Source organism: Arthrobacter sp. AOP36-F1-5 (assembly GCF_058137995.1).
Window position 1 is genome coordinate 380908 of sequence record NZ_CM176892.1, and the last position, 22015, is coordinate 402922.

Consider the following 22015-nt stretch of genomic DNA (forward strand, 5'->3'; position numbering starts at 1 on the left):
ACATGCTCTGGAAACTCATGGTCCGCTACATCAAACCCGCCTGGCCGCTGCTGGTCGGGGTACTGGTCTTCCAACTGGCGCAGTCCTTCGCCTCGCTGCTGCTCCCCACCATGAACGCCGACATCATCGACCAGGGGGTGGTCACCGGCGATATCGGCTATATCTGGTCCACCGGCGCGATGATGCTCGCCGTCACCCTGGTCCAGGTCGTCTGCGCCATCGTCGCCGTGTACTTCGGCTCCAAACTCGCGATGGGGATGGGCCGGGACCTCCGCGATGGGCTCTTCCACCGCGTGGTCGGCTTCTCCCAACGCGAGGTCGGACACTTCGGGGCGCCGTCGCTGATCACCCGCAACACCAATGACGTCCAACAGGTCCAGCGGATGGTGCAGATGACCTCCACGCTGATGGTCTCCGCCCCCATGCTCGCCATCGGCGGGGTCATCATGGCCGTGCGGCAGGACGTCGGGCTGTCCTGGTTGATGATCGTGAGCATCCCGGTCCTGCTGCTCATCGTGGGCCTGGTCATCGTGCGGATGGTTCCGGCCTTCCAACTGATGCAGCAGCGGATCGACCGGCTGAACCAGATCATGCGCGAACAACTCACCGGCATCCGGGTGATCCGCGCCTTCGTCCGCGAAAAGGAGGAGCGTGCCCGCTTCGGGACGGCCAGCGAAGGCGTGGCCGAGGTCGGCATCCGCGCCGGCAACCTGATGGCCCTGATGATGCCGGCGATCATGCTGGTCATGAACGTCTCCAGCGTCGCGGTCATCTGGTTCGGTGCCTCCGAGGTGCAAGACGGCAACGCCCAGATCGGCACCCTCTTCGCCTTCCTCCAATACATGATGCAGATCCTCATGGGCGTGATGATGGCCGCCCTCATGTTCGTGATGATCCCTCGCGCCGCCGTCAGCGCCACCCGCATCGCCGACGTGTTGGACACCGACAGCTCAGTGCTCGCCCCCGCCGAACCGGTCAGCCCGGGCCGGCGCACCGGCACGGTCGCCATCGAGCATGTGGAATTCACCTACCCCGGAGCCGACCAACCGGTGCTGAAGAACATCTCCTTCACCGTGGCCCCGGGAACGACGACGGCGATCATCGGCTCCACCGGTGCCGGCAAATCCACCCTCATCGGCCTGGTGCCCCGGCTCTTCGACGTCACCGGCGGCACCGTGTCCGTGGACGACACCGACGTGCGCAACCTCGACCCGGATGAGCTGTGGGAACGGATCGGGCTGATCCCGCAACGGGCCTTCCTGTTTTCCGGGACCATCGCCTCGAACCTGCGCTACGGCAACCGGCAGGCCACCGACGAAGAGCTCTGGCAGGCCCTGGAGATCGCCCAGGCCCGCGACTTCGTCGAAGCCAAACCGCTGGGCTTGGACACGGAGATCGCGCAGGGAGGCACGAACGTCTCCGGCGGGCAACGCCAGCGTCTGGCGATCGCCCGGGCCCTGGTTAAACGCCCAGAGATCTACATCTTCGACGACTCCTTCTCAGCCTTGGATGTGGCCACCGACGCCGCACTGCGCCGGGCGCTGGACGCCGAACTGCCTGAGGCGACCCGCATCGTGGTCGCCCAACGGGTCAGTACCATCCGCGACGCCGACCAGATCATCGTGCTCGACCACGGCGAGGTCGTCGGGACAGGGCCGCACGAGCAGCTGCTGGACAGCTGCGAAACCTACCGCGAGATCGTCGAATCCCAGCAGAGCGTGGAGGCGGCATCATGAGCGGGCACCAGGCGGCGGCCCAGCCGGCACCGGCACCCCGGAGCGGACCCATGGGGCGGGGACCGGCCGGCGGCGGGGCCCCCACAGCGAAGGCGCTGAACTTCTTTCCCTCGGCGAAACGACTGCTGGGCACCCTGCGGCAGGACATGTCCAGGATCGTGTGGGTCATCATCCTCGGGGTCATCAGCGTCGGGCTGACCGTCAGCGGCCCCAAACTGTTGGGCGAGGGCACCAATGTCGTCTTCGCCGGGTTCATTTCCCTGCGCTTCCCCGCAGGCACCAGCAAGGCCGACGTCGTGAACCAACTCGTGGCCAACGGACAGACCACGCAGGCCGACATGCTCCGGTCGATGGACTTCGTCCCCGGAGCAGGGATCGACTTCACCCAGCTGGGCATGATCCTGGCGGTGGTCCTGGCGGTTTACCTTTTCGGCAGCGCCTTCCGGCTGGTGCAAGCCCGCATCCTCAACGTCGTCGTCCAGCGGGCGGCCCACCGGCTGCGGGTCCAAGTCGAAGACAAGCTCCACCGGCTGCCGCTGCGCTACTTCGATCGCGTCCAGCGCGGTGAACTACTCTCTCGGGTCACGAACGACGTCGATAATATCGGCCAATCGCTGCAGCAGACCCTTTCGCAGGTCATCACCTCCCTGCTGACGGTGATCGGCGTGCTGCTGATGATGTTCCTGATTTCGCCGACCCTGGCCTTCCTCGCCCTGGTGACGATCCCGCTGACCATCCTGATTACCGTGCTGGTGGCCAGAAGGTCGCAGCGGATGTTCGCCGAACAGTGGAAGCAGACAGGCATCCTGAACGCCCGGGTCGAGGAAACCTACTCCGGGCACGCCATCGTCAAGGTCTTCGGCCACCAGCAGGAGGTCGAGCAGGCCTTCCGTGAAGAGAATGCGAAGGTCTACCGGGCCAGCTTCGGCGCTCAGTTCGTCTCCGGAATCATCATGCCCAGTATGACCTTCATCGGAAACCTCGTCTATGTGGCCATCGCCGTCGTCGGCGGCCTGCGGGTGGCCTCCGGCCAGCTGTCCATCGGTGACGTGCAGGCCTTCACCCAGTACGCCCGGCAGTTCACCCAGCCGCTGAGCCAACTCGGCTCGATGGCGAACCTGCTCCAATCGGGGGTGGCCAGCGCCGAGCGGGTGTTCGAGCTGCTCGACGAAGAAGAACAAAGCCCCGAAGCCGATCCCGCGGATACCGTGCCCGAACAGGCCAGCCACCTGGAGTTCACGGACGTGTCCTTCCGCTATGACGCCGACACCCCGCTGATCGAGGGGCTGAACCTCACGGCCAGCCCCGGCAGCACCGTGGCCATCGTCGGACCCACCGGTGCTGGCAAGACCACCTTGGTCAATCTGATCATGCGGTTCTACGACATTGATTCCGGGTCGATCAGCCTGGGCTGCGCCGAGGACGGATCCGACGCCGTCGAGACCCGGGCGATGACCCGGCACGATCTGCGGGCCCGGACCGGGATGGTGCTGCAAGATACGTGGCTATTCGCCGGAACCATCCGCGAGAACATCATGTATGGTCGGCCCGACGCGACCGAGGAGGACATGGTTCAGGCGGCCTCGGCAGCCTATGTGGACCGCTTCGTGCACGCGCTCCCCGACGGTTATGAGACGGTGCTCGACGACGAGGCCACCAACCTCAGCGTGGGCGAACGCCAACTGGTGACCATCGCCCGGGCGTTCCTGGCCGATCCGCGGCTGCTGATCCTGGATGAGGCGACCTCTTCGGTGGATACCCGCACCGAGCTACTCATCCAGCGGGCCATGCTCAAGCTGCGTGAAGACCGCACGGCGTTCGTGATCGCCCACCGGCTCTCCACCATCCGCGACGCTGACCTGATCCTGGTCATGAAGGACGGGGCCATCGTCGAACAAGGCAACCACCACGAACTGCTGGCCGCCCGGGGCGCCTATTGGCGGCTGACCAACGCCGAAGTCGACGCCCCCATGGACGATGAGACGCTGGAGGACCCCGCAGACACCACCCCGCCGGCCGCCCCCTAGGCCGGGGAAGAACCCAGGCACCATGTTTGACGAAGATCCGGGGACGGCAGGTTCCCGGCTGGAAGGACCACCCATGAAACTCTCCATCCTTGAAGGCGTTGGCCTGTACAACGGCGAATCGGCCGAACAGGCCCTACAGCATGCGACCGAGGCCGCCCAGCAGGCCGACCGGCTCGGATTCACCCGGCTGTGGTTCACCGAGCACCACAGCAGCAAACACCAGATGAGCACCTCCCCCGATCTGCTCATCGCCCATGCCGCCGCGCTGACGAAGAACATCCGGGTCGGCTCCGGAGGGGTGATGCTGCCCAACCACAGTCCGCTGCGCGTGGTGGAGAACTTCTCGATCCTCGAGGCGTTGCATCCCGGCCGCATCGACCTGGGGATGGGGCGGGCCTCGGGGACCAGCGCGATCACCAATGCCGCCCTGCGGAACAACCAGGAGCCGTTGACCGGCCAGGGGCTGATGAACCTGCTGCTCGAGGTGCTCGCGTTCTTCGACCGGGACTTCCCCGAGGACCACCCGTACCGGGACATCACCCCGTCCCCGGAGGCCTCCCTGCGCCCCGAGCTGTTCATGCTCGGTTCCAGCGACGGGGGCATGCGGATCGCCTCGCAACTGGGCATGGGCTTCGCCTTCGCCGGACAGATCAACCCGGCAATGGCGATCCCCGTACTGCGCGCCTACCGGGAGGCCTTCCAGCCCTCGGCGTATCGTGAGGCGCCGTATTCGATGCTGTCGACCATCGTCGTCTGTGCCGAGACCGAGGAGGAGGCCCGGTATCTGGCCGGACCGGCCGAACTGCAGTGGGCCCGGTGGGGGACCGGACAGATCCACCACGCCCCGCCGACGGTGGAAGAGGCCGCGAACCACCGCTACACCGCCGGCGAGGAACAGGCTCGGGCCGGATCGGAAGGACGCTTCATCGTCGGGAACCCGCAACAGGTGAGGGACCAGCTGATGCAGTTGGCCGAGGCCGGGCAGATCGACGAACTCATGGCGATGAACATGATGACCGATCACCAGGCGCAAATGAAGTCCCACGCCCTGCTCGCCGAGGTCTTCGAACTGACACCCCGGCCGTAGGCACGGTGGGCCGGGAGCCGGTGGATCCGCGGCCGGTTCAGGCCCGGGCCAACGCCCCCCGGTCCAGCACGTGGATCCGCCCGCCGGAGGACTGGTCGATCCAGCCGGCCTCGGTGAAGGCCGCCAAGCGCCGGCTGAGCGTCTCCGGGGTGGTGCCCAACAGCGAGGCCAGATCGCGTTTGGACATCGGCAGAGTCAGCGCCCCGGTGGCCGGGTCGGCGCTCTCCAACAGATATCCGGCGATCCGCGATCCGGCGTCCTCGCCGGTATAGGAACTGAGCGTCCGTTCGGTCTGCTCGAGCCGTTCGGTGACGGTCTCGAGCATCTTCAACGCGATCGTCGGATAGCTGACCAGGAACCCGCGGATGTCCTCGTGGTGCAGGGAGCAGATTTCCGCGTCCTCCAGCGCCAAGGCATAGTGGTCCGACTGACCGGCGTGGAGGAAGGCCGTCTCACCGATGAAGCTTCCCGGATCCAGGACCCGCAGGATCTGTTCATGGCCCGACTCGTTGCCGCGGTAGGTCTTGACCTTCCCGCGGTGGACGATCATCAAGGAGCGATCCTCATCCCCGGGGGAGTAGAGCAGTTCACCCCTTCGGAAACTGCGTTGGCGCGCGCGGGAAGCGATCTCATGCTGTTCGTCGGGATCCAGGTGCGCGAAGATCGGGACCAGCGCCACACACTGGTCACGGTGGTCGTGACCTGCCGGGGTGGTGCTCATCAGCGGGTCACCGATTCCTGGGGGCTCATCGTGGGCCGGCTCCTTCGACGTCGTCTGCGACGGCGGGAACAGCTGCCGTCGCGGTGCATCCCAGTCTAGGTCTCCGACGCCGGACACGGCGGACAGCTACCAGAGCTTGGTGGAGAGCACCGGATAGCCCAACCCGGTGATCAGATCGGCGATCTTCTCGACGTTGGTCTTCATGCTGTCGAACTCGACGTTGACCTTCCGCTCCTCGAACTCCACGGTGGCCGAGGTGATCCCGGCCTGCCGGGGCAGGGCGGTTTCCAGGTCCTGGACGCACGTGGGGGAGGTGAAGGGTGGGGTACGGAATGATGCGGTGTGCATGGTGGCTGCCTCCTGAACGATGGTTCCCTACGTGGGTGATTCCATTCCACCGCAACCTGGCCCGGACCGCCTTGATGTGGGTCAAGGCGGCCCGGGCGGACCGGTCGGCGCCATCGCCACCCGGCCGTCACCGGTCGGATCGGGTGCCGGCGACTCTCTCCGGGGCCAGTTCCACGCGACGGAGCAACTGGGCGTTCAGCGCCACGATGTTCGTTGACAACGACATCAGGACCGCCCCGACCGCGGGGGAGAGGACGAACCCGATGGGTGCCAGGACACCGGCGGCCAGCGGGACCGCGATGATGTTGTAGCCTCCGGCCCACCACAGGTTCTGCAGCATCTTGGCGTAGCTGGCCCGGGAGAGTACCAGCAGGGACACCACGGAGCGCGGGTCGTTGCCCGCCAGGACCACGCCGGCGGATTCCACGGCGATGTCGGTCCCGGCGCCGATCGCGATGCCCACCTCGGCGCGGGCCAGGGCCGGGGCGTCGTTGACGCCGTCACCGACCATGGCCACGCTGAGGCCCCGCTGCTGAAGTTCGGTGACCTTCGCGTCCTTATCGCGTGGCAGGACCTCGGCGAACACCTCGTCGATACCCAGATCCCGGGCCACGGCATCGGCCACCTGCTGGGCGTCGCCGGTGATCAGCGCGACCTTCACCCCATGTGAGCGCAAGGCGTCGACCGCTTCGCGTGACTCCTGCCGAACCCGGTCCTCCAGCGCGATGGCGCCCAAGACCGCCCCGTCCCGGACCACATGCAGGATGGAGGCTCCACGGTCGATCCATCCGGCCACGTCCCCCCGCAGCTCTGCGGTGGGTTCCAGCCCCAACTCGCGCAGCATGTTGGGCCCGCCGACCATCACCTCGACGCCGTCGACCTCGGCCTTCACCCCGCGACCGGCAGCGGCCTGGAAGTTCGTCGCCGTCAGCGAAGAGCCGGATCCGGGGCCAGCTGCCCCGGCGGCCGCGGTGATGGCCCGGGCCACGGGGTGCTCGGATTCGGATTCGGCCGCGGCAGCCCACCGCAGCAGTTCGTCCTCGGAAATGCCGCCGGTGGTGGCGGTGCCGGTGACGGCGTGGGCGCCCTCGGTGAGGGTGCCGGTCTTATCGAAGAGCACGACGTCGACGGTGCGCATCTTCTCCAACGCCAGCCGGTTCTTGATCAGGACCCCGGCCGTCGCTGCCCGCTCGGTGGAAATGGCGATGACCAAGGGGATCGCCAAACCCAGGGCGTGCGGGCAGGCAATGACCAGGACGGTGACGGTGCGGGTGACCGCATCGGAGGGCTGGCCGATCGCCACCCAGACGATCGCGGTGATGATCGCGGCCCCCAGTGCGAACCAGAACAGCAAGGCAGCGGCACGGTCGGCCAGGGCCTGGGCACGGGAGCTGGACTCCTGGGCCTCCGAGACCATTCGTTGGATTCCCGAGAGGGTCGTGTCCTCGCCGAGGGCCTCAACACGCAGGCGCACGGAATTATCGGTGGCGACCGTTCCGGCCACGACTGTTTCGCCCGCTCCGCGGCTCACGGTACGGGATTCGCCGGTGATCATCGACTCGTCGAAACCGGCACTGCCGTCGGTGATGACGCCGTCGGCCGGCACCCGGCCCCCGGAGCGCACCAGGACGATGTCGCCCACCGCCGGTTCCGAGATGGACACCGTGACGGAGTCTCCACCGTCCTCGGAAATCCGCTCCGCCTCGTCGGGGAGCAGCTCGGCGAGGGCATCCAGGGCGGAGGAGGCCGAGCCGAGGGCTCGCATCTCCATCCAGTGGCCCAGGAGCATCACGACCACCAGCAGGGACAGTTCCCACCAGAAGTCGAGGCTGAAACCGCCGAGGCCCAGGAAGGTGATCCAGGAGGCAAGGAAGGCCACTGTGATGGCCATGGCGATCAGCAGCATCATGCCCGGCTGGCGGGAACGGATTTCTTGGAGGCCGCCCTTCAGGAACGGGGCGCCACCGTAGAAGTAGATGAACGTCCCCAGGACCGGGGCGATCCACCCTGAGAGCGGGAACTCCGGGGCCTGGTAGCCCAGCAGGGACGCGACCAGCGGGCTGAGCCAGACCACCGGGATGGACAGGACCAGAGTGACCCAGAAGGGAGTCCGGAACATGCCCACCCCATGCCCGGCATGGCCCTGGTGCCCACCATGCCCGCCGTGACCGTCATGGTGGTCGTGGTGGGCGTCATCCGCTGGCGGGTGCGTATGCTCCTGCGCCATCGTCTGCCCGGACCGGGATGGGTCTCCGTGCCCTGGATGGTCCAGGTGTTCGTCGCGCGGTTCGGTCATGGTTCCACAACCACCTTTCCTGCCATGTGGCCGGTCTCGACGGCGGCCATGGCCTCTGGTGCGTCGGTCAGCGGGAAGCGGGCGCGAACGTGTGGGTCGACGAGCCCGTATTTGATGACGTCGGTGATCTTCTCCAGCGCCTCGGTGGTCCGCACGACGGCGGCTCCGCCCAGTTCCTGGACCGTGGTCTCATCGACGGTGGAGATGACGTTCTGCGGGTTCTTCGCCAACGGCGCCATGTCCCGCAGCGGCCGGCCGCCCACCAGATCCACGATCAGGTCCACGCCTTCCGGGGCCACCCGGCGCACCCGATCGGCGGCTCCGTCGCCGGATTCGATGAACGTGGCACCGGTGGGCTCCACCAGCTTCCGGTCCGCGAGGCCGGCCACACCGATGACGGTGAATTCGTGGACCTTGCCGATCTGAGCGGCCATCAGTCCGATGCCCCCGGCGGCTCCCAAGAGCAGCAGGCTTTGCCCGGGTTCCAGTTCGACCTGGTGGGTGACATCGTAGGCCGTGGCGCCGGCCACCGGGATGGTGGCCGCGTCGGCGAAGGAGATCTCCTCGGGTTTCACCACGGTCTTCGAAGCCGTCAGCACCGTATGCTGGGCGAAACCACCATGGCCCTCAGCCACCAGGCCGAGCACTTCGTCTCCGACGGCGAAATCCTCCACCCCGTCCCCGACGGCGGTGACCACACCGGAGGCCTCAAGCCCCAGCGGTGTTGGGAGCTGTCCGTTCTCGCCCAGCAGACCTTCGCGAAGCTTCCAGTCGGCAGGGTTCACCCCGGCTGCCTTCATCTCGATCGCCACCTCGCCGGGACCCGGAGCCGGGCTCTCGCGGTCGATGAGTTCCTGGGTTTCGGGTCCGCCGTAGTCGTTGAAAACCAGTGCCGTGGCCATCTGAATTCCTCCTGCCGTGCTCATGAAAATTAGTTGATTCTGTTCAGGCGGCGGCCGCGGGTACCCCCGCGGTCGGCGCTTCCTTGAGGTGTTGCTGCGGCGCCTAGGCGTCGACTGCCTCGGACGCCTCGCGCTTGGCCGGGGTGCGCAGGGCCTTCGACATCGATGTGGCCCCTGGGGCGTTGCGCATCAAGCGCATCGCGTTGAGGATGACCACCAGCACGGAGCCCTCGTGGACGAGCATGCCCAGAGACATGGTCACCCCGCCGGCGAAGACGCCGGCCACCAGCAGCACCACGGTGATCAGCGAGATCGCGATGTTTTGCTTCATCACGTTTACCGTCCGCTTGGCCAGACTGATGGATTCGGGCAGCTTGAGCAGGTTGTCGCCCATCAGGGCGATATCCGCCGTCTCCACGGCCACCGCCGAACCGGCGGCGCCCATGGCCACGCCGATGTCGGCGATCGCCAGGGCCGGGGCGTCGTTCACCCCGTCACCGACCATGGCCACCGTGTGACCTTCGCGTTGCAGCTTCGCCACCGCGTCGAGCTTGTCCTCGGGCAGCATGGACGCATGGATCTCGTCGATGCCGGTGGCCTGGCCGATGGACTCGGCCACCAACCGGGTGTCACCGGTGAGCATGACGACCTTCTTCACGCCGGCAGCGTGCAACCGGGCGACCATCTCGGCGGAGTCCTCGCGGAGCTGGTCGGCGACGGCGACGATGCCGATCACCCGGCCATCGACCGCGACGATCATCGGGGTCTTGCCCGCCGCGGCGAGTTGCTCGGCCGCATCGGAGGATCCGGCGTCGTGGGTGATGCCGTATTGCTCCAGCAAGGCGGGGTTGCCGATCAGGACCTGTTGGCCGGCGACATCGGACACGATGCCCTTGCCGGGGACCGGGGTCACCGCCCCGGGGATGCCCTCGGGGCCCACGCCTTCGTCGCGGGCGGAGTCCATGATGGTGCGGGCGAGCGGGTGCTCGGAGCCGGCCTCGGCGGCTGCGGCCCACCGCAGCACCTCGGTGCGATCCAGTGCCGAATCCAGGACGACGACGTCGGTCAGTTGTGGCCGGCCCTCGGTGAGGGTACCGGTCTTGTCCACGGCAACCGCCGAGATCTTCGCGGAGGTCTCCAGATATTCGCCACCCTTGATGAGGATGCCGTTGCGGGCGGCGCGGCCGATGCCGGCGACGATCGCGACGGGGATGGAGATGACCAGGGCGCCGGGGCAGCCGATGACCAGCAGGGTCAGGGCCAGGACCACGTCGCCGCTGATGAGGCCTGCCACCAGGGCCAGGACCATGACGCCGGGGGTGTACCAGGAGGAGAAGCGGTCCATGAAGGCCTGGGTCTTGGCCTTGGCGTCCTGGGCCTCCTCGACGCGGTGGATGATGCGGGCCAGGGTGGTGTCCGCGCCGATGCCCGTGGCCAGAACCTGCAGGAATCCGCCGCGGGAGACGGTTCCGGCGAAGACCTGGTCCGATGTGGTCTTCTCCACCGGGAGCGATTCCCCGGTGATGGAGGCTTCGTCGATGGCACCGGTACCCGAGACGACCTGGCCGTCCACGGGGATCTTCGCGCCGTTCTTCACCAGCACGATCTCGCCCATCCGGACCTGGTGGGCGGGAACCTCCTGCTGTTCACCATCGCGCGACACGATGGCGACGTCGGGGGCGACGGCGACCAGTTCGGCCAGTGCCGAACGGGTCTTGTTCATGGTGGCCGCCTCGAGGGCGTGGCCGATCGCGAACAGGAAGGTGACGGCTGCGGCTTCCCAGAAGTTGCCGATGATGACGGCGCCGATCGCGGCGATCGAGACGAGCAGGTCGATGCCGATGAGCTTGGCGGTCAGCGCACGGACCCCCTTGATGACGATGTTGTAGCCGGCCACGACGGCGGCGGCGAGCATGAAGGTGTCCGCCAAGGTGAATACCTCGGCGGTGCTGGTGGCGTGTTCACCGGCGTCGATCCACCATTGCGGACTGACCGCACGATTCCACATTTCGGCGCCGAAGTACTGCAGGGCGAAGGACATGAGGATGAGGATGCCGGAGGCGACCGGGATGGACCAGCTACCGTGAAGCCATTTCTGGAACCTGTTCACCATGGCACAACCTTTCTGCTCGAGGGGGAGTCTGGCTAGAAGGCCGAGGGGGCGGCCTGGTAGCCGGCCTTGGCGATCACGGCGACGATGTCGTCGACGCTGGTCTTGCTCTCATCGTGGTCAACCTCGATGCGGGCTGAGGCGAAGTGGACCTTCACGTTCTCCACGCCGGTGAGCTTGCCGACCTGCTTTTCGATCTTGCTGACGCAGGAGGGGCAGGAGAAGCCCTCTGCGCGGAGGAGGGTGTGGGTGGTGGTTCCGGCGGTGGTCATTTGGGTGACTCCCTTCGTCTGTGATGCGCTGGCGATCTGCCAGTGCCCGGCGCCGGTGGGGGCGCCGAAGTCTTTGTTGATGCTTTGAGACTATCCAGAGAAGGACTTCGGTTCCTTGACTTGGGTCAATTCCGCTGGACGGGCTTGAGTGCAGGACTTCACCGTTACCGATAGACCGGAATCTTGGCCGGATCTTGAGTGCCTGAGCCTGCTTCCATTTCGTGGAATGGACATCGCCGCCGTCTTCCGGGGGCACATTGAATTCCTCAACGTTGCGCCCCCTCCGCGTGCCGGTCGTCACCGCCGATTTCATGGTCCTCGGCGGAATCCACTTCACCTAAATCCTGCAGGGCGCCTTCGCGGTCGCCCTTCCCGGAACCCCGGAACGGGACGTCGGCGTGAACCACGACTTCCAAGAGAAGCCGGGCGTGGCCTAAGAAGCATACGAGGCCGCCGCTTGGTGTTCATCAGACTGTCGTTACGTTGGTCAAGAGGGCCTGACGGGCTGGTGAGGGCCCGAAATCCAGGCAGACGAGCAGCCTCTGGCCAGCAGACTTGGGAGTCTTGCGCGGGGGAGGGGCTCATTACGGTGTTGCTCGGCAGCAGGACTGCGGACGCTCTATTGGACGTGAGTTGCAATGAGCTGGGGCAGCGGAAGGATGTCGATGTCGCCCTTGAACTCCAATCGGACCTTCCCCCAAGCCGCTGAACCACAGATCGAGCTTGGCATCCGAATGAAGGTGCCTGCCATCTCGACAGGGAAAACCTGCATCTTGGAGTAGGGCAGAGTCGTGTAGTCACGTTTCCTGCTTGTGATGCCTTGGACATTGACGGCGATGAATCGCTTGTCGGAGAAAAACACGAGATCGCGGGCCCCTTTGAACGCGACCATCATCGTTTCCTGCGAAATTGAGGAGTGGCTGCACCTCCGGAGCAACGTCCTGAAGTTTGCAGGGGCCGAGCTTGAAGGGGGAACCGTTGGTGGAATCGATCATGGAACCGACCGTTGGCGCCGCGTCAGGGAATTGGCCAAGCGGCTGCGTCGGGGTCCGGCCAAGCGACCGGGCCCCGACGTACTGGTTGCTACTGCTTGTGCGAGAAGCTACCTGGGGGCACTGGCGGCTGCTGACGATGTGGCAGTAAGTTCACGGCCAGCGGGATCGCCGCCCTGCTGCTGCGCCTCGACGTAAGTGGCACGCTGGTTGGCTGCGAGGGCATCATCCATCGCCAGCAGGTCGATGCCGCGGGTTTCCTTCATGGTCATGAGTGTCGCGAGGCCCAGCAGGCCGACAGCCATGAGGTAGAAGGCCGGCGCCATGACGTTGCCGGTGGTGGAGATGATCCAGGTCAGCAGGTACGGGACGGTACCGACGAAGATCGCCGCTGTCAGGCTGTAGGCGATCGAGAGGCCGGACTGCCGGGTGCGGGTCGGGAACAGCTCGGCGACGGTGGCGGCATGCACGCCCAGTACCAGCGCGAGCACGATGCCCAGCCCCACCGTGGCCAGTGCCGGCGCCCAGACGGCGTCGCTGTGCATGAGCAGGAAAAGTGGGTAGGAGAGCACGATCATCAGCACCGCCGAGCCGATGAGGAGGGGCTTGCGGCCGAACCGGTCGGACAGCGAGCCGAAGATCGGCACCAGGATCAGTGCGGTGATGGAGGCGGTCGTGGAGAGCAGTGCGGCGCTGCTGGCGTTCATGCCGATGACTTCCTCCTGGTAGGTCAGCAGATAGACCAGCACGATGTAGAAGCAGACGTTCATCATGATCTCGATGCCGCTGGTCTGCAGCAGCTGCTTCCAGTTCTTGGTAAAGACCTCCTTGATCGGGCTCTGCGCCACGGTTTCGAGCTCCTGCAGCGACTGGAACTCCGGGGTGTCCTCGACCTTGGTTCGGATATAGAAGCCGATGATGCCCAGCGGGGCGGTGATCAGGAACGGAATGCGCCACCCCCAGGCATGGATCGCCTCCAGGTCCATGGCGGTGTTCAGGGTGAGCACCGTCAGCGAGGCCAGCAGGAATCCCAACAGACTGCCGACTTCGAGCCAGCTGACACCGAAACCGCGGTGCTTGACCGGGGAGTACTCTGCCAAAAAGGCCGCCGCGCTGCCGAACTCGCCGCCGGCAGCCAGCCCTTGGACCATCCGGGCGATGACCAACAGCACCGGAGCCCACAGCCCGATGGAGTCGTAGCCCGGCAGCAGCCCGACGGCCAAGGTGGAGGCGGACATCGAGATGATGACGATCGAGAGGGTCCGCTTCCGCCCGAACTTGTCGCCCACGGTACCGAAGAGCAGGGCGCCCAGCGGACGGACGCCGAAGGAAACGGCGAAGACGGCGAAGACCGCCAGTAGGCCGGCCGTCGGATCCTGCGAGGGGAAGAACACGACGGCGATGGCGGTGGCCAGGTACGCATAGATGGCCCAGTCGAACCAGTGCACCAAGACGCCGATGGATCCGGCGGCGACCGACTTTCGCAGGCCCTTCTGGCTGATGTCCGGGGACGATATGGTGCTCATGGTTTCTCCTGATGTCTGATTTTCCGGTGGGTGGCGAGGAGTCTTTATGCGGGGGAACGGCTGGACTGGGCCAGTCCGGCAAGCAGAGCCGGGGAGAGTAGCTGGGAGAGGTGTTCGGGATCGAGGAGGCCCCGTTCCAACACCAACTCGGGGATAGTCGATCCGTTGGTCAGGGCCTCCTTGGCCAGACCCGCGGCAGCCGCGTAGCCGAGCAGCGGTGCCAGACCAGTCACGACGCTGACCGATTCGGCGCTGCGTCGGGCCAAGACCGTGGAGTTGGCCTCGATGCCGTCCACGCAGCGGGTACGCAGGATCTGGCAGGCGTGGGTCAGCCACTCGAAGGATTCCAGCAAGGCGTCGACCATGACCGGTTCGAAGGCGTTCAATTGCAGCTGGCCGGATTCGACGGCCATGGTGACGGTGGCATCGGCTCCGACTACGCGGAAGGCCACCTGGTTGACCATTTCGGGGATGACCGGGTTGACCTTGCCGGGCATGATCGACGATCCTGCCTGGACGGCGGGCAGGAAGATTTCCGCCAGACCTGCTTGCGGACCGGAGGAAAGTAGGCGCAGGTCGTTGCAGATCTTCGAGAGCTTGACGGCGGCCCTCTTGAGGATCCCGGAGACCAGGATGAACACCCCGGTGTCCGATGTCGCTTCCACCAGATCGGTGGCGCTGACTAGTTCGAGCCCGGTCAGCTGGGCCAGTTCGGCCACAGCGGCTTCACGGTAGCCGACGGGCGCAGTGATCCCGGTGCCGATGGCCGTGGCTCCCAAATTGATTTCGGCCAAGTGGGCCGACAGTTCCCGCAACCGGGCTGCATCCTCCTCCAGCGTCTGGGCGAAGGCCCCGAATTCCTGACCGAGGGTCATCGGCACCGCATCCTGGAGCTGGGTGCGTCCGACCTTGACCACATCGGCGAATTGGGTGGCCTTGGCCCGAAAAGCGTCAGACAGAGCGGCGTGCTCGCCCACCAAGTCCGCCAGACCCCGCTGTAGCGCGATCTTGGCCGCGGTGGGGTAGACGTCGTTGGTGCTCTGGCTGCGGTTCACATGGTCAAGGGGATTGATGGTTTGGTAGTCACCGGGCTGACGGCCCAGATGTTCCAGCGCGAGGTTGGCGATGACCTCGTTGGCATTCATATTGGTGCTGGTGCCTGCCCCGCCTTGGATCCGGTCGACGATGAATTCTTCGTCGTACCGGCCCGACATGACTGCCTGCGCGGCGGCCTCGATGGCGTCGGCGCGCCAGTCTTCGAGCATGCCTAGTCGGGAATTGGCACGGGCCGCGGCACATTTGACGGCCCCGAGCGCCCAGACCAGTGAGCGGAAACCGCCGATGGTGCGGCCGCTGACCGGGAAGTTCTCCACCGCGCGCACGGTGCTGATGCCCCAGCGGGCCCCGACGGGAAGTTCGCGCTCACCCAGGCTGTCGCATTCGGTGCGAGTCACGGTGTTTTGAGCGGCGGGGGAGATGCCGGGCATACGGAATCACGGGTCCTTCAGGTGTTGGTGGGTGCTTGATTTCAGTCTGAGACCCACGCCACAAGCTGTCTAGTAGTCATTTCCGCTCAGGCGTATCGTTTTTTTAGATGCACAGGACTAGGGTTGGCCCATGGATGTAACCCTGACCCAGCTGCGCTATTTCGTCGAGGCTGCGGCACAACTGACCATGACCGGCGCGGCCCAACGTCTCAACGTCGCCCAGTCCGCGGTCTCCGCGGCCATTGCCTCACTGGAACGCCAGGTGGGCACGCAGTTCTTCATTCGGCAGCGTTCAAAGGGCCTAGTGCTCACCCCGGCCGGGGAGCTTTTCGTGCGTGATGCACAGTCGATCCTGGCCCATGTGGACGAAAGTCTGGAGCAGGCTCGGGGGGAACAACTGAGCCTTTCGGGCCGGGTGCGCATGGTATGTTTTTCGACGTTGGCCCCGTTCCTGCTGCCCGGCCTGCTGACCCGCCTGAGGGAAAAGCATCCGGAGCTCGAACTCGAGGTGGTCGAAGGCGATACCGCGGATTGCGTCAACGCCTTGCTAACCGGGCAGGCGGATCTGGCACTCTGCTACGACATGGATCTGCCGGCACCGATTGCTACCACGGTCGTTGACGGGGCGCCCCCCTATCTGGCCTTGCCTCCGGACCATCCGCTGGCGGGCGAGACGTCGATCCCGCTGTCGAAGCTGCGCGGGGAACCCTTCATCCTGTTGGATATGCCCCACACCCGGGACCTGATGCTGTCGCTGGCCCGGCATGCCGGTGCGGAACCGGACACCAGGTTCAGGTCCTCCAGCTACGAGACGGTGCGCACGTTCGTCGCCCATGGCCACGGGTATTCGATCCTGCACCAGCGGCCCCACCATGATTTGACGTACGACGGCGGCCGCGTGGCCACCGTGGAGATCTCCGATGAGGTGCCCGAACTGCTCACGGTGCTGGCGCACCTGCGCACTCAACGACCCACCGCCCGGGTCCGGGCGGTGGCCCAGGCCGTGCGGCGGCAGGTCGTGGCGGCGCAGCAGGACAGCTGAGGGCCGGTCCTACAGCAGGTCGGCCACGTCGATACCGGTCCAAGCCAGCGCCACGGCGCCGTCGATGAGTGCCTGGTTGGCTGTGGGGCCCACGCAGTGGTCGGCGAATTCCTTCTGGTGGTTCAGCACCGGATAGGAGCCAACGCCGATGTAGGGGTGGATGGCGCGCACCATCTGGGAGACGTTGCCCATGTCGGTGGAGGCCCGGCGCATCTCGGTTTCCGGACCCTCGGTGCGCAGGTCCCGGCCCAACGCACGGGCGTTGCGCTCATAGGCCTCCAGCCCCGGCTCAAAGGCCCTGAAGTCCGCGTAGGGCTGCGATTCCGGTTCGAAGGACAACTCGCAGCCTGTGGCCAGGGCCCCGGCCTCGAAACAGTTCTCGACCTTGCGCTGGACCTCGGTGAGCTCGGTCAGGGTGGAGGCCCTCACATACCACCGGCCCGTGGTCCGCTCGGGAATGGCGTTGGGTGCCTCCCCGCCGCTGGTCATGACCCCGTGGACCCGCGTGGTTGGAGGTAATTGCTGGCGCAGCTGGCCGATGGCGACCTGGGCGACGATGAATGCGTCGGCCGCATTGATGCCTTGCGAGGGGTAGGCAGCGGCGTGGGCGGCCTTGCCGGTGTAGGAGACCGCTGAATGCGAGACGGCGAAGGGCTCGGCGCGCACGACGTCCACCGGTGCCGGATGGGCCAACATCGCGAAGTCAACACCCTCGAACGCTCCGCGGTCCAGCATCTCGATCTTGCCACCGCCACCTTCCTCGGCGGGGGTTCCATACAGCTCGACCGTCAGGTCCAGCTCGTCGGCGACGCGGGCCAGCCCCAGCGCCGCGCCGACCGAGGTTGCGGCGATGAGGTTGTGTCCGCAGGCGTGGCCTATATGTGGCAGGGCATCGTATTCAGCCATCACGGCGATCCGCCGACGGCCGGCACCGCTGACGGCCTTCAATGCGTTGGGCACCCCGAGGAAATCGCGGGTGACCGCGAAACCGTGCTCTTCCAGCAACGTGGCGACCAACTCCGCGGAGCGGACTTCCTGCCAGGCGATTTCGGGGTGCTCATACAGGTCCTCGGAGAGGGCAACCAGCTGAGGCAGTGCCGCATCCACTGTCTGCCGGGCAGCTACCTTGGGGTCACTCATCGCCGGGCACCCCGTAGGCGGGGGCCAGACTCGGGTCGATGCCCCGGATGACGTAGTTGTCACGCTCCGGTAGCCAGATGCCCAGTAGCTCGTCCAGCTCGGTGATCGGTGATTCGTGCCAGTCGACCCGCAGATCGGTGCTGTTCCAATCGACGTCGCGGACGACCGCGAGTCCCGCGGACCGCAGGTCCCCGGCCTCCCCGCCGGCGGCCAGGCCCGCCTCGAGGCCGGCCAGGAGCCGGGTTTCCAGCTCCCCGGTCGCGGCCTCGAAGGCCGCCAGGACCTCGTCGACTACGTTCTGCGACGACAGGAGGTTTCCGGCGGCGACGGCGCTTTGGCCCACTGCGGTGTGGTTCACTCCCAAGGTGTGTTCCCCGGAATGGACCGCGGGGGCCCCGGAGTCGCCGATGACACAGATCTGCCGGTAGGAACTGGTGGCATCCGCGGCGACGAGCCGCTCCAGCGCCCGTTCGGCGGTGTTGCCCGCTGCTAGGGCGTCGAGCAGTTGCTTGCCGTAGCGCGGGTCGGTGATGTTCTGCGAGGCAACCCCGCCGATGCCGTGGCGCAGGTGCAGGCAGCGGGCTGCGACGCAGGGTGAGGACGAGGTGACGGCCAAGCCGAAGCCTCCGTCGGCGTCACGGGCGAGGATCGAGAACGTCATTTCATGCTCCTTCGCCGAGGACGGCCGTCGCGTCGATCTCAACCAACCATTCCGGACGGGCCAGTGAATCGACGACCAGTCCGGTGGAGACCGGGTAGACGCCCTTGAGCCAACGGCCCATGACTGTGTAGACCTGCTCGCGGTAGCGGATATCGGTGAGGTAGACAATGACCTTCACGACGTCCTCCAGGGTGCCGCCGGCCTCCTTCAGGAGCATGTCGATGTTCGCCATGGCTTTTTCGGCCTGCGCTTCGACATCGCCGATGCCCACGGATTCGCGGGTGTCCAGGTCCTGCCCGATCTGGCCGCGCAGGTAGACGACGCCACCGGCGACGACAGCCTGGCAGAGGTCGTTGTCCAGTTTTTGCTCTGGGTAGGTTTCCTTGGTGTTGAACGGACGGATCCGGGTGTGTTTCATCAGTGGTGATTGCCTTTGTTCTCGAAAGTGGTCGATCTGAGCCCGTAGGTCCTAGTGAGCAGCGGCGGCCAGTTCCTGCTCGCCTGTGGCGGTCGCCTCGATCTCGCCGGGGGAACGGTACTGGTGGTAGCTGCGCTTGATCATGATTTGCTCGGCCAGATATTTGGCATCATGCCAGACACCCCAGATGAAGCTCGAGCCGCGGCGGGACTGCCAAGGCAGGCCGAGGAAGAAGACGCCCGGCTCGGTCGACACGCCGCGCTGGTGGTCGGGTTTGCCGTCGGCGTCGAAGGCGTCGACCTGCAACCAGGAATAGTCGACGGTGAAGCCGGTGGCCCACACGATGGAGGTGACTCCGGCGGCCTCCAGGTCCAGCTCGAGCATCGGGTTGGTCAGGCAGTCGGGATCTTCGCCCAGATCGCGGGCCGCGGGCTCCTCGGGCAGGTCGAGCCCATTGGCCTCAATGTAGGCGTCGGCCTCGTCGAGCAGAGACAGATAGTTCGCATCCCCCAGATCCACGTTCTGCTTCACGTTGGCGGCGAAGCCCAAGATCCCGTCGGTGCAGGTCATCGTCCGGCCCACCAGGGTGATGCCGTCGGCGGCCAGGGCTCGGAAGTCCACGGTATGGCCACCGTCGGCGCCGCTGACGGCAATGGTGACATGTTCGGCACCCTGTGGCGGGGCGGACATGTCCCATTTGTTCAGGACCCCGAGCCACCAAACGAAGTCGCGGCCGCGGTAGGAGCGTGGCGGACGATCGTGGGGGCCGACGGAAAGGTAGGTGCGGCGTCCGGAACGGGCGAGTTCTCGGGCGATCTGGACCCCAGAGGAGCCGGCGCCGATGACCATGGTGGCGCCGTCGGGTAGCTGGGAGGGGTTGCGATAGGAACTGGAGTGGATCTGCGCGATGCCGGCGCTTTCGGGGACCAGAGGCGGGAAGACCGGTTTCTGGAACGGGCCGGTGGCGGCGACGACGAACCGGGCATCGATGGTGCCCTCGGAGGTCTCCACGCGGAAGCCTGGTGCCCCGGCTTTCTTGGTCACGGAGGACACCTCGACGCCGCAGCGGATCGGGGCCTTCACCATATCCGCATAATCCGAGAGGTAGTCGGCGACCTGTTCCTTGGTGGGGAACCCATCGGCGGCGACCTCGGCGAACTCCATGCCGGGGAAGCGGTCATGCCAGGCGGGACCGTTGGCGACCAGGGAATCCCAGCGTTCGGAGCGCCAACGTTCGGCGATCCGGGACCGTTCCAGAACCACGTGGGAGACCCCTTGGGCACCGAGGTGTTCGCTCATCGCCACGCCGGCCTGCCCGGCACCCACGACGAGTACTTCTGTTTCTTCAATAGACATCGTCTTCTCCATTCCTTGATGCCACCGTTTCCGGAGAGGCCGGTTCCGGTGGATTCGTGCTGTTCCTGCTTCCAGTCTCAGTCGGGATGTGAGCTAGATCAAACAGTTAAAACACCGGATTGGCATCACTAGAACAGATGTAACGGTATTTCCACAGCGTAATCCGTGCCGAAGCTAGCCGGGCCGGTCGGGCGCCGATGGACCACTCGGCCTCCGGCGAAGGTCAGATCGACTTGGAGGTCGCCGAGAGCAGAGGCCTCCACTTGGTACGGATCCGCGTCGAGTACGACCAGGTCGGCGTCCAGGCCGATCCGGATGCTGCCGCAGTGGGCATCCAAGCGGGCGGCGTGGGCGGCGCCGGCGGTGGCTGCGTGCAGTGCGGCCTCCAAGGTGAGGGCCTCGTGGGGGAGCAGGGGATCGGTACGCGAGCGGTCGTCGTTGGCATGCGGGTCATGCGCCGGGGCGGTGCGGTTGACTGCGGTGTGGATGCCCCAGAGTGGATCGGGGCTGGAGACCGGCCAGTCACTGCCCATGGCCACCGGCGCCCCGGAGTCCTGCAGGCGCCGGAAGGCGAAGTGGACCTCGAGATGGCCGGAGTCGAGCAGCGGGAGCTTGGTTTCCACCAGGACCGGGTCGTGGCGGGCCCATAGCGGCTGGATATTGGCAATGACCCCCAGCTCGGCGAAGCGGGCGAAGTCCTCCGGGTCGACGAGGTCCAGATGGGCGATCTGGTGGCGCGGGTCCCATCCTGGACGGCCGGGGAGCTCGAGGGCGTCGAGGCAGTCGCGCACCGCCTGGTCTCCCACGGCGTGCAGGTGCAGGTCGAAGCCCTTCTCGTCGAGGGCCCGGGTGATATCTCGCAGTTCATCGGCCGGCACCAGGGACAGGCCGCGTTCGTCTGGGTGTCCCTGATAGGGGCGGGTCATGGCGGCAGTCATGTTTTCGCAGACACCGTCCTGCATGATCTTCACGGCAGTGGTCCGGAACCTGTCGGTGCATTCGGCCCGGCGGGCCACGAAACCTGCCACCTGTTCCAGACCCCGCTCACGTTCCCACCACAACGCCCCGGTTACCCGTCCTGTGAGCAGGCCCTCGGCGTCCAGTGCGCGGTAGTACGGGTAGGGGTCGGGGGAGCCCAAGGCCCGGCCCACGGCGGCATCCTGCCATCCGGTGATGCCGTGACGGTGCAGGAATTCCTGGGAAGCCAGCAGCGCGCGCCGAATACGTGCGTCATCCGGTGCCGGGATGAGTCGGTCGACCAGATCCATGGCCCGTTCCAGAAGCATCCCGGTGGGTTGGCCGTCCCCGTCACGGACGATCCGGCCGCCATCGGGGTCTGCGGTGGCGGTGTCGATGCCGGCCAGTTCCAAGGCCCGGCTGTTGACCCAGGCACCATGGGCGTCGTGGCTGAATAGCAGGGCCGGGCGGTCGGGCACCAGCTCGTCGAGCAGGCTCCGGTGTGGGAAGCCGCCCGGGAAGACGTCCCCGTACCAACCGGCCCCTTCGATCCACTCGTTCCCGGGATTGGCTCGGGCGAAGTCGGAGATGATGCGGCGGTAGTCCGTGAGTGAATGGACCCCTGAGAGATCGGCGGTGAGCATCTGTAGCCCGGCGGGCAGCGGATGCACGTGGGCGTCGATGAATCCCGGTAGCACGGCCCGGCCGGCTAGGTCGATGACCTCGGTCTCGGGTCCCCGCAGGGCGGCCACGGACCGGGAGTCAAGGGCGCTGATCCGGCCATCGGTGACGGCCACGGCATTGGAGAGCGGATGGTGCGGATCCATGGTGTGGACGGTTCCACCGCCCAGGATCACATCTGCATACTGCATGGGAAATACTCCTCGAACGGGGTCCCCATCAGCCTAGAAGTGTGCTCCATCCCACGTAAACGGAT

19 protein-coding genes are annotated in these 22015 nt (G+C 66.2%); 4 read left to right on the top strand and 15 right to left on the bottom strand.

The genetic code is table 11. From position 1 onward, the window contains the following. Positions 1 to 2: 2 nt before the first annotated feature. From AC3ZI9_RS01840 to AC3ZI9_RS01850, 3 genes are all read left to right on the top strand, one after another. The gene (locus AC3ZI9_RS01840) at positions 3 to 1736 is read left to right on the top strand and encodes an ABC transporter ATP-binding protein (protein WP_489923759.1); all 1734 of its coding nucleotides are present in this window, start codon (positions 3 to 5) and stop codon (positions 1734 to 1736) included. Next, positions 1733 to 3763 (top strand): ABC transporter ATP-binding protein, encoded by a 2031-nt coding sequence (locus AC3ZI9_RS01845; RefSeq protein WP_489923760.1) that lies wholly within the window; start codon positions 1733 to 1735, stop codon positions 3761 to 3763. Before AC3ZI9_RS01840 ends, AC3ZI9_RS01845 begins: the two co-directional genes overlap by 4 nt. Before the next feature lie 73 nt (positions 3764 to 3836). Next, complete coding sequence (locus AC3ZI9_RS01850) at positions 3837 to 4850, top strand: LLM class flavin-dependent oxidoreductase (protein WP_489923761.1); 1014 nt, start codon at positions 3837 to 3839, stop codon at positions 4848 to 4850. Positions 4851 to 4887: 37 nt separating this feature from the next. On the opposite strand, the gene AC3ZI9_RS01855 is transcribed toward AC3ZI9_RS01850, so the two are convergent. From AC3ZI9_RS01855 to AC3ZI9_RS01900, 10 genes are all read right to left on the bottom strand, one after another. Then, positions 4888 to 5571, bottom strand: coding sequence for a Crp/Fnr family transcriptional regulator (locus AC3ZI9_RS01855; RefSeq protein WP_443383188.1), 684 nt, complete (start codon positions 5569 to 5571; stop codon positions 4888 to 4890). A 126-nt stretch (positions 5572 to 5697) separates the two neighbouring features. Then, positions 5698 to 5919, bottom strand: coding sequence for a heavy-metal-associated domain-containing protein (locus tag AC3ZI9_RS01860; protein ID WP_443383191.1), 222 nt, complete (start codon positions 5917 to 5919; stop codon positions 5698 to 5700). A 127-nt stretch (positions 5920 to 6046) separates the two neighbouring features. Continuing rightward, positions 6047 to 8215, bottom strand: a complete 2169-nt coding sequence (locus AC3ZI9_RS01865; protein ID WP_489923762.1) for a heavy metal translocating P-type ATPase — start codon at positions 8213 to 8215, stop codon at positions 6047 to 6049. Next, positions 8212 to 9117: an NADP-dependent oxidoreductase gene (locus AC3ZI9_RS01870; protein WP_489924013.1), complete on the bottom strand. Its 906-nt coding sequence runs from the start codon at positions 9115 to 9117 to the stop codon at positions 8212 to 8214. The genes AC3ZI9_RS01865 and AC3ZI9_RS01870 overlap by 4 nt, the downstream gene beginning before the upstream one ends. Before the next feature lie 103 nt (positions 9118 to 9220). Beyond that, positions 9221 to 11227 carry a heavy metal translocating P-type ATPase gene (locus AC3ZI9_RS01875; RefSeq protein WP_489924014.1) on the bottom strand — a complete coding sequence of 669 codons (2007 nt, stop codon included), beginning with the start codon at positions 11225 to 11227 and terminating at the stop codon, positions 9221 to 9223. Between the two features lie 35 nt (positions 11228 to 11262). Further along, positions 11263 to 11499 carry a heavy-metal-associated domain-containing protein gene (locus AC3ZI9_RS01880; protein WP_086996142.1) on the bottom strand — a complete coding sequence of 79 codons (237 nt, stop codon included), beginning with the start codon at positions 11497 to 11499 and terminating at the stop codon, positions 11263 to 11265. A gap of 266 nt (positions 11500 to 11765) precedes the next feature. Further along, a complete protein-coding gene (locus AC3ZI9_RS01885) occupies positions 11766 to 11906 on the bottom strand; it encodes a hypothetical protein (protein ID WP_489923763.1) in 141 nt (46 codons plus the stop codon). Positions 11907 to 12118: 212 nt separating this feature from the next. After that, positions 12119 to 12394, bottom strand: a complete 276-nt coding sequence (locus AC3ZI9_RS01890) for a PH domain-containing protein (protein WP_489923764.1) — start codon at positions 12392 to 12394, stop codon at positions 12119 to 12121. Positions 12395 to 12601: 207 nt separating this feature from the next. Then, positions 12602 to 14017: an MFS transporter gene (locus tag AC3ZI9_RS01895; RefSeq protein WP_489923765.1), complete on the bottom strand. Its 1416-nt coding sequence runs from the start codon at positions 14015 to 14017 to the stop codon at positions 12602 to 12604. A gap of 44 nt (positions 14018 to 14061) precedes the next feature. Next, a complete protein-coding gene (locus AC3ZI9_RS01900; protein ID WP_489923766.1) occupies positions 14062 to 15504 on the bottom strand; it encodes an aspartate ammonia-lyase in 1443 nt (480 codons plus the stop codon). A gap of 130 nt (positions 15505 to 15634) precedes the next feature. Here AC3ZI9_RS01900 and AC3ZI9_RS01905 point away from each other — a divergent pair, with 130 nt between their 5' ends. Then, positions 15635 to 16546 (top strand): LysR substrate-binding domain-containing protein, encoded by a 912-nt coding sequence (locus AC3ZI9_RS01905; RefSeq protein ID WP_489923767.1) that lies wholly within the window; start codon positions 15635 to 15637, stop codon positions 16544 to 16546. Positions 16547 to 16555: 9 nt separating this feature from the next. Here the strand turns inward: AC3ZI9_RS01905 and AC3ZI9_RS01910 are convergent, their stop codons facing one another. The 5 genes from AC3ZI9_RS01910 to AC3ZI9_RS01930 form a co-directional block, all read right to left on the bottom strand. Continuing rightward, positions 16556 to 17686 (bottom strand): M20 family metallopeptidase, encoded by a 1131-nt coding sequence (locus AC3ZI9_RS01910; protein ID WP_489923768.1) that lies wholly within the window; start codon positions 17684 to 17686, stop codon positions 16556 to 16558. Next, the gene (locus tag AC3ZI9_RS01915) at positions 17679 to 18347 is read right to left on the bottom strand and encodes a DUF1028 domain-containing protein (protein ID WP_489923769.1); all 669 of its coding nucleotides are present in this window, start codon (positions 18345 to 18347) and stop codon (positions 17679 to 17681) included. The genes AC3ZI9_RS01910 and AC3ZI9_RS01915 overlap by 8 nt, the downstream gene beginning before the upstream one ends. 1 nt (position 18348) lies before the next feature. Continuing rightward, on the bottom strand, positions 18349 to 18765 hold the full coding sequence (locus tag AC3ZI9_RS01920) for a RidA family protein (protein WP_489923770.1): 417 nt from the start codon (positions 18763 to 18765) through the stop codon (positions 18349 to 18351). Positions 18766 to 18816: 51 nt separating this feature from the next. Next, positions 18817 to 20121 carry a flavin-containing monooxygenase gene (locus tag AC3ZI9_RS01925; protein ID WP_489923771.1) on the bottom strand — a complete coding sequence of 435 codons (1305 nt, stop codon included), beginning with the start codon at positions 20119 to 20121 and terminating at the stop codon, positions 18817 to 18819. 128 nt (positions 20122 to 20249) lie between these two features. Beyond that, positions 20250 to 21950: an amidohydrolase gene (locus AC3ZI9_RS01930; protein ID WP_489923772.1), complete on the bottom strand. Its 1701-nt coding sequence runs from the start codon at positions 21948 to 21950 to the stop codon at positions 20250 to 20252. Positions 21951 to 22015: the final 65 nt, after the last annotated feature.

Bases quoted from the DNA above. Each gene is read 5' to 3' on its own strand.
- AC3ZI9_RS01840 (WP_489923759.1), top strand. From the start codon at position 3: ATGCTCTGGAAACTCATGGTCCGCTACATCAAACCCGCCTGGCCGCTG.
- AC3ZI9_RS01845 (WP_489923760.1), top strand. From the start codon at position 1,733: ATGAGCGGGCACCAGGCGGCGGCCCAGCCGGCACCGGCACCCCGGAGC.
- AC3ZI9_RS01850 (WP_489923761.1), top strand. From the start codon at position 3,837: ATGAAACTCTCCATCCTTGAAGGCGTTGGCCTGTACAACGGCGAATCG.
- AC3ZI9_RS01855 (WP_443383188.1), bottom strand. From the start codon at position 5,571: ATGAGCACCACCCCGGCAGGTCACGACCACCGTGACCAGTGTGTGGCG.
- AC3ZI9_RS01860 (WP_443383191.1), bottom strand. From the start codon at position 5,919: ATGCACACCGCATCATTCCGTACCCCACCCTTCACCTCCCCCACGTGC.
- AC3ZI9_RS01865 (WP_489923762.1), bottom strand. From the start codon at position 8,215: ATGACCGAACCGCGCGACGAACACCTGGACCATCCAGGGCACGGAGAC.
- AC3ZI9_RS01870 (WP_489924013.1), bottom strand. From the start codon at position 9,117: ATGGCCACGGCACTGGTTTTCAACGACTACGGCGGACCCGAAACCCAG.
- AC3ZI9_RS01880 (WP_086996142.1), bottom strand. From the start codon at position 11,499: ATGACCACCGCCGGAACCACCACCCACACCCTCCTCCGCGCAGAGGGC.
- AC3ZI9_RS01890 (WP_489923764.1), bottom strand. From the start codon at position 12,394: ATGATGGTCGCGTTCAAAGGGGCCCGCGATCTCGTGTTTTTCTCCGAC.
- AC3ZI9_RS01895 (WP_489923765.1), bottom strand. From the start codon at position 14,017: ATGAGCACCATATCGTCCCCGGACATCAGCCAGAAGGGCCTGCGAAAG.
- AC3ZI9_RS01900 (WP_489923766.1), bottom strand. From the start codon at position 15,504: ATGCCCGGCATCTCCCCCGCCGCTCAAAACACCGTGACTCGCACCGAA.
- AC3ZI9_RS01905 (WP_489923767.1), top strand. From the start codon at position 15,635: ATGGATGTAACCCTGACCCAGCTGCGCTATTTCGTCGAGGCTGCGGCA.
- AC3ZI9_RS01910 (WP_489923768.1), bottom strand. From the start codon at position 17,686: ATGAGTGACCCCAAGGTAGCTGCCCGGCAGACAGTGGATGCGGCACTG.
- AC3ZI9_RS01915 (WP_489923769.1), bottom strand. From the start codon at position 18,347: ATGACGTTCTCGATCCTCGCCCGTGACGCCGACGGAGGCTTCGGCTTG.
- AC3ZI9_RS01920 (WP_489923770.1), bottom strand. From the start codon at position 18,765: ATGAAACACACCCGGATCCGTCCGTTCAACACCAAGGAAACCTACCCA.
- AC3ZI9_RS01925 (WP_489923771.1), bottom strand. From the start codon at position 20,121: ATGTCTATTGAAGAAACAGAAGTACTCGTCGTGGGTGCCGGGCAGGCC.
- AC3ZI9_RS01930 (WP_489923772.1), bottom strand. From the start codon at position 21,950: ATGCAGTATGCAGATGTGATCCTGGGCGGTGGAACCGTCCACACCATG.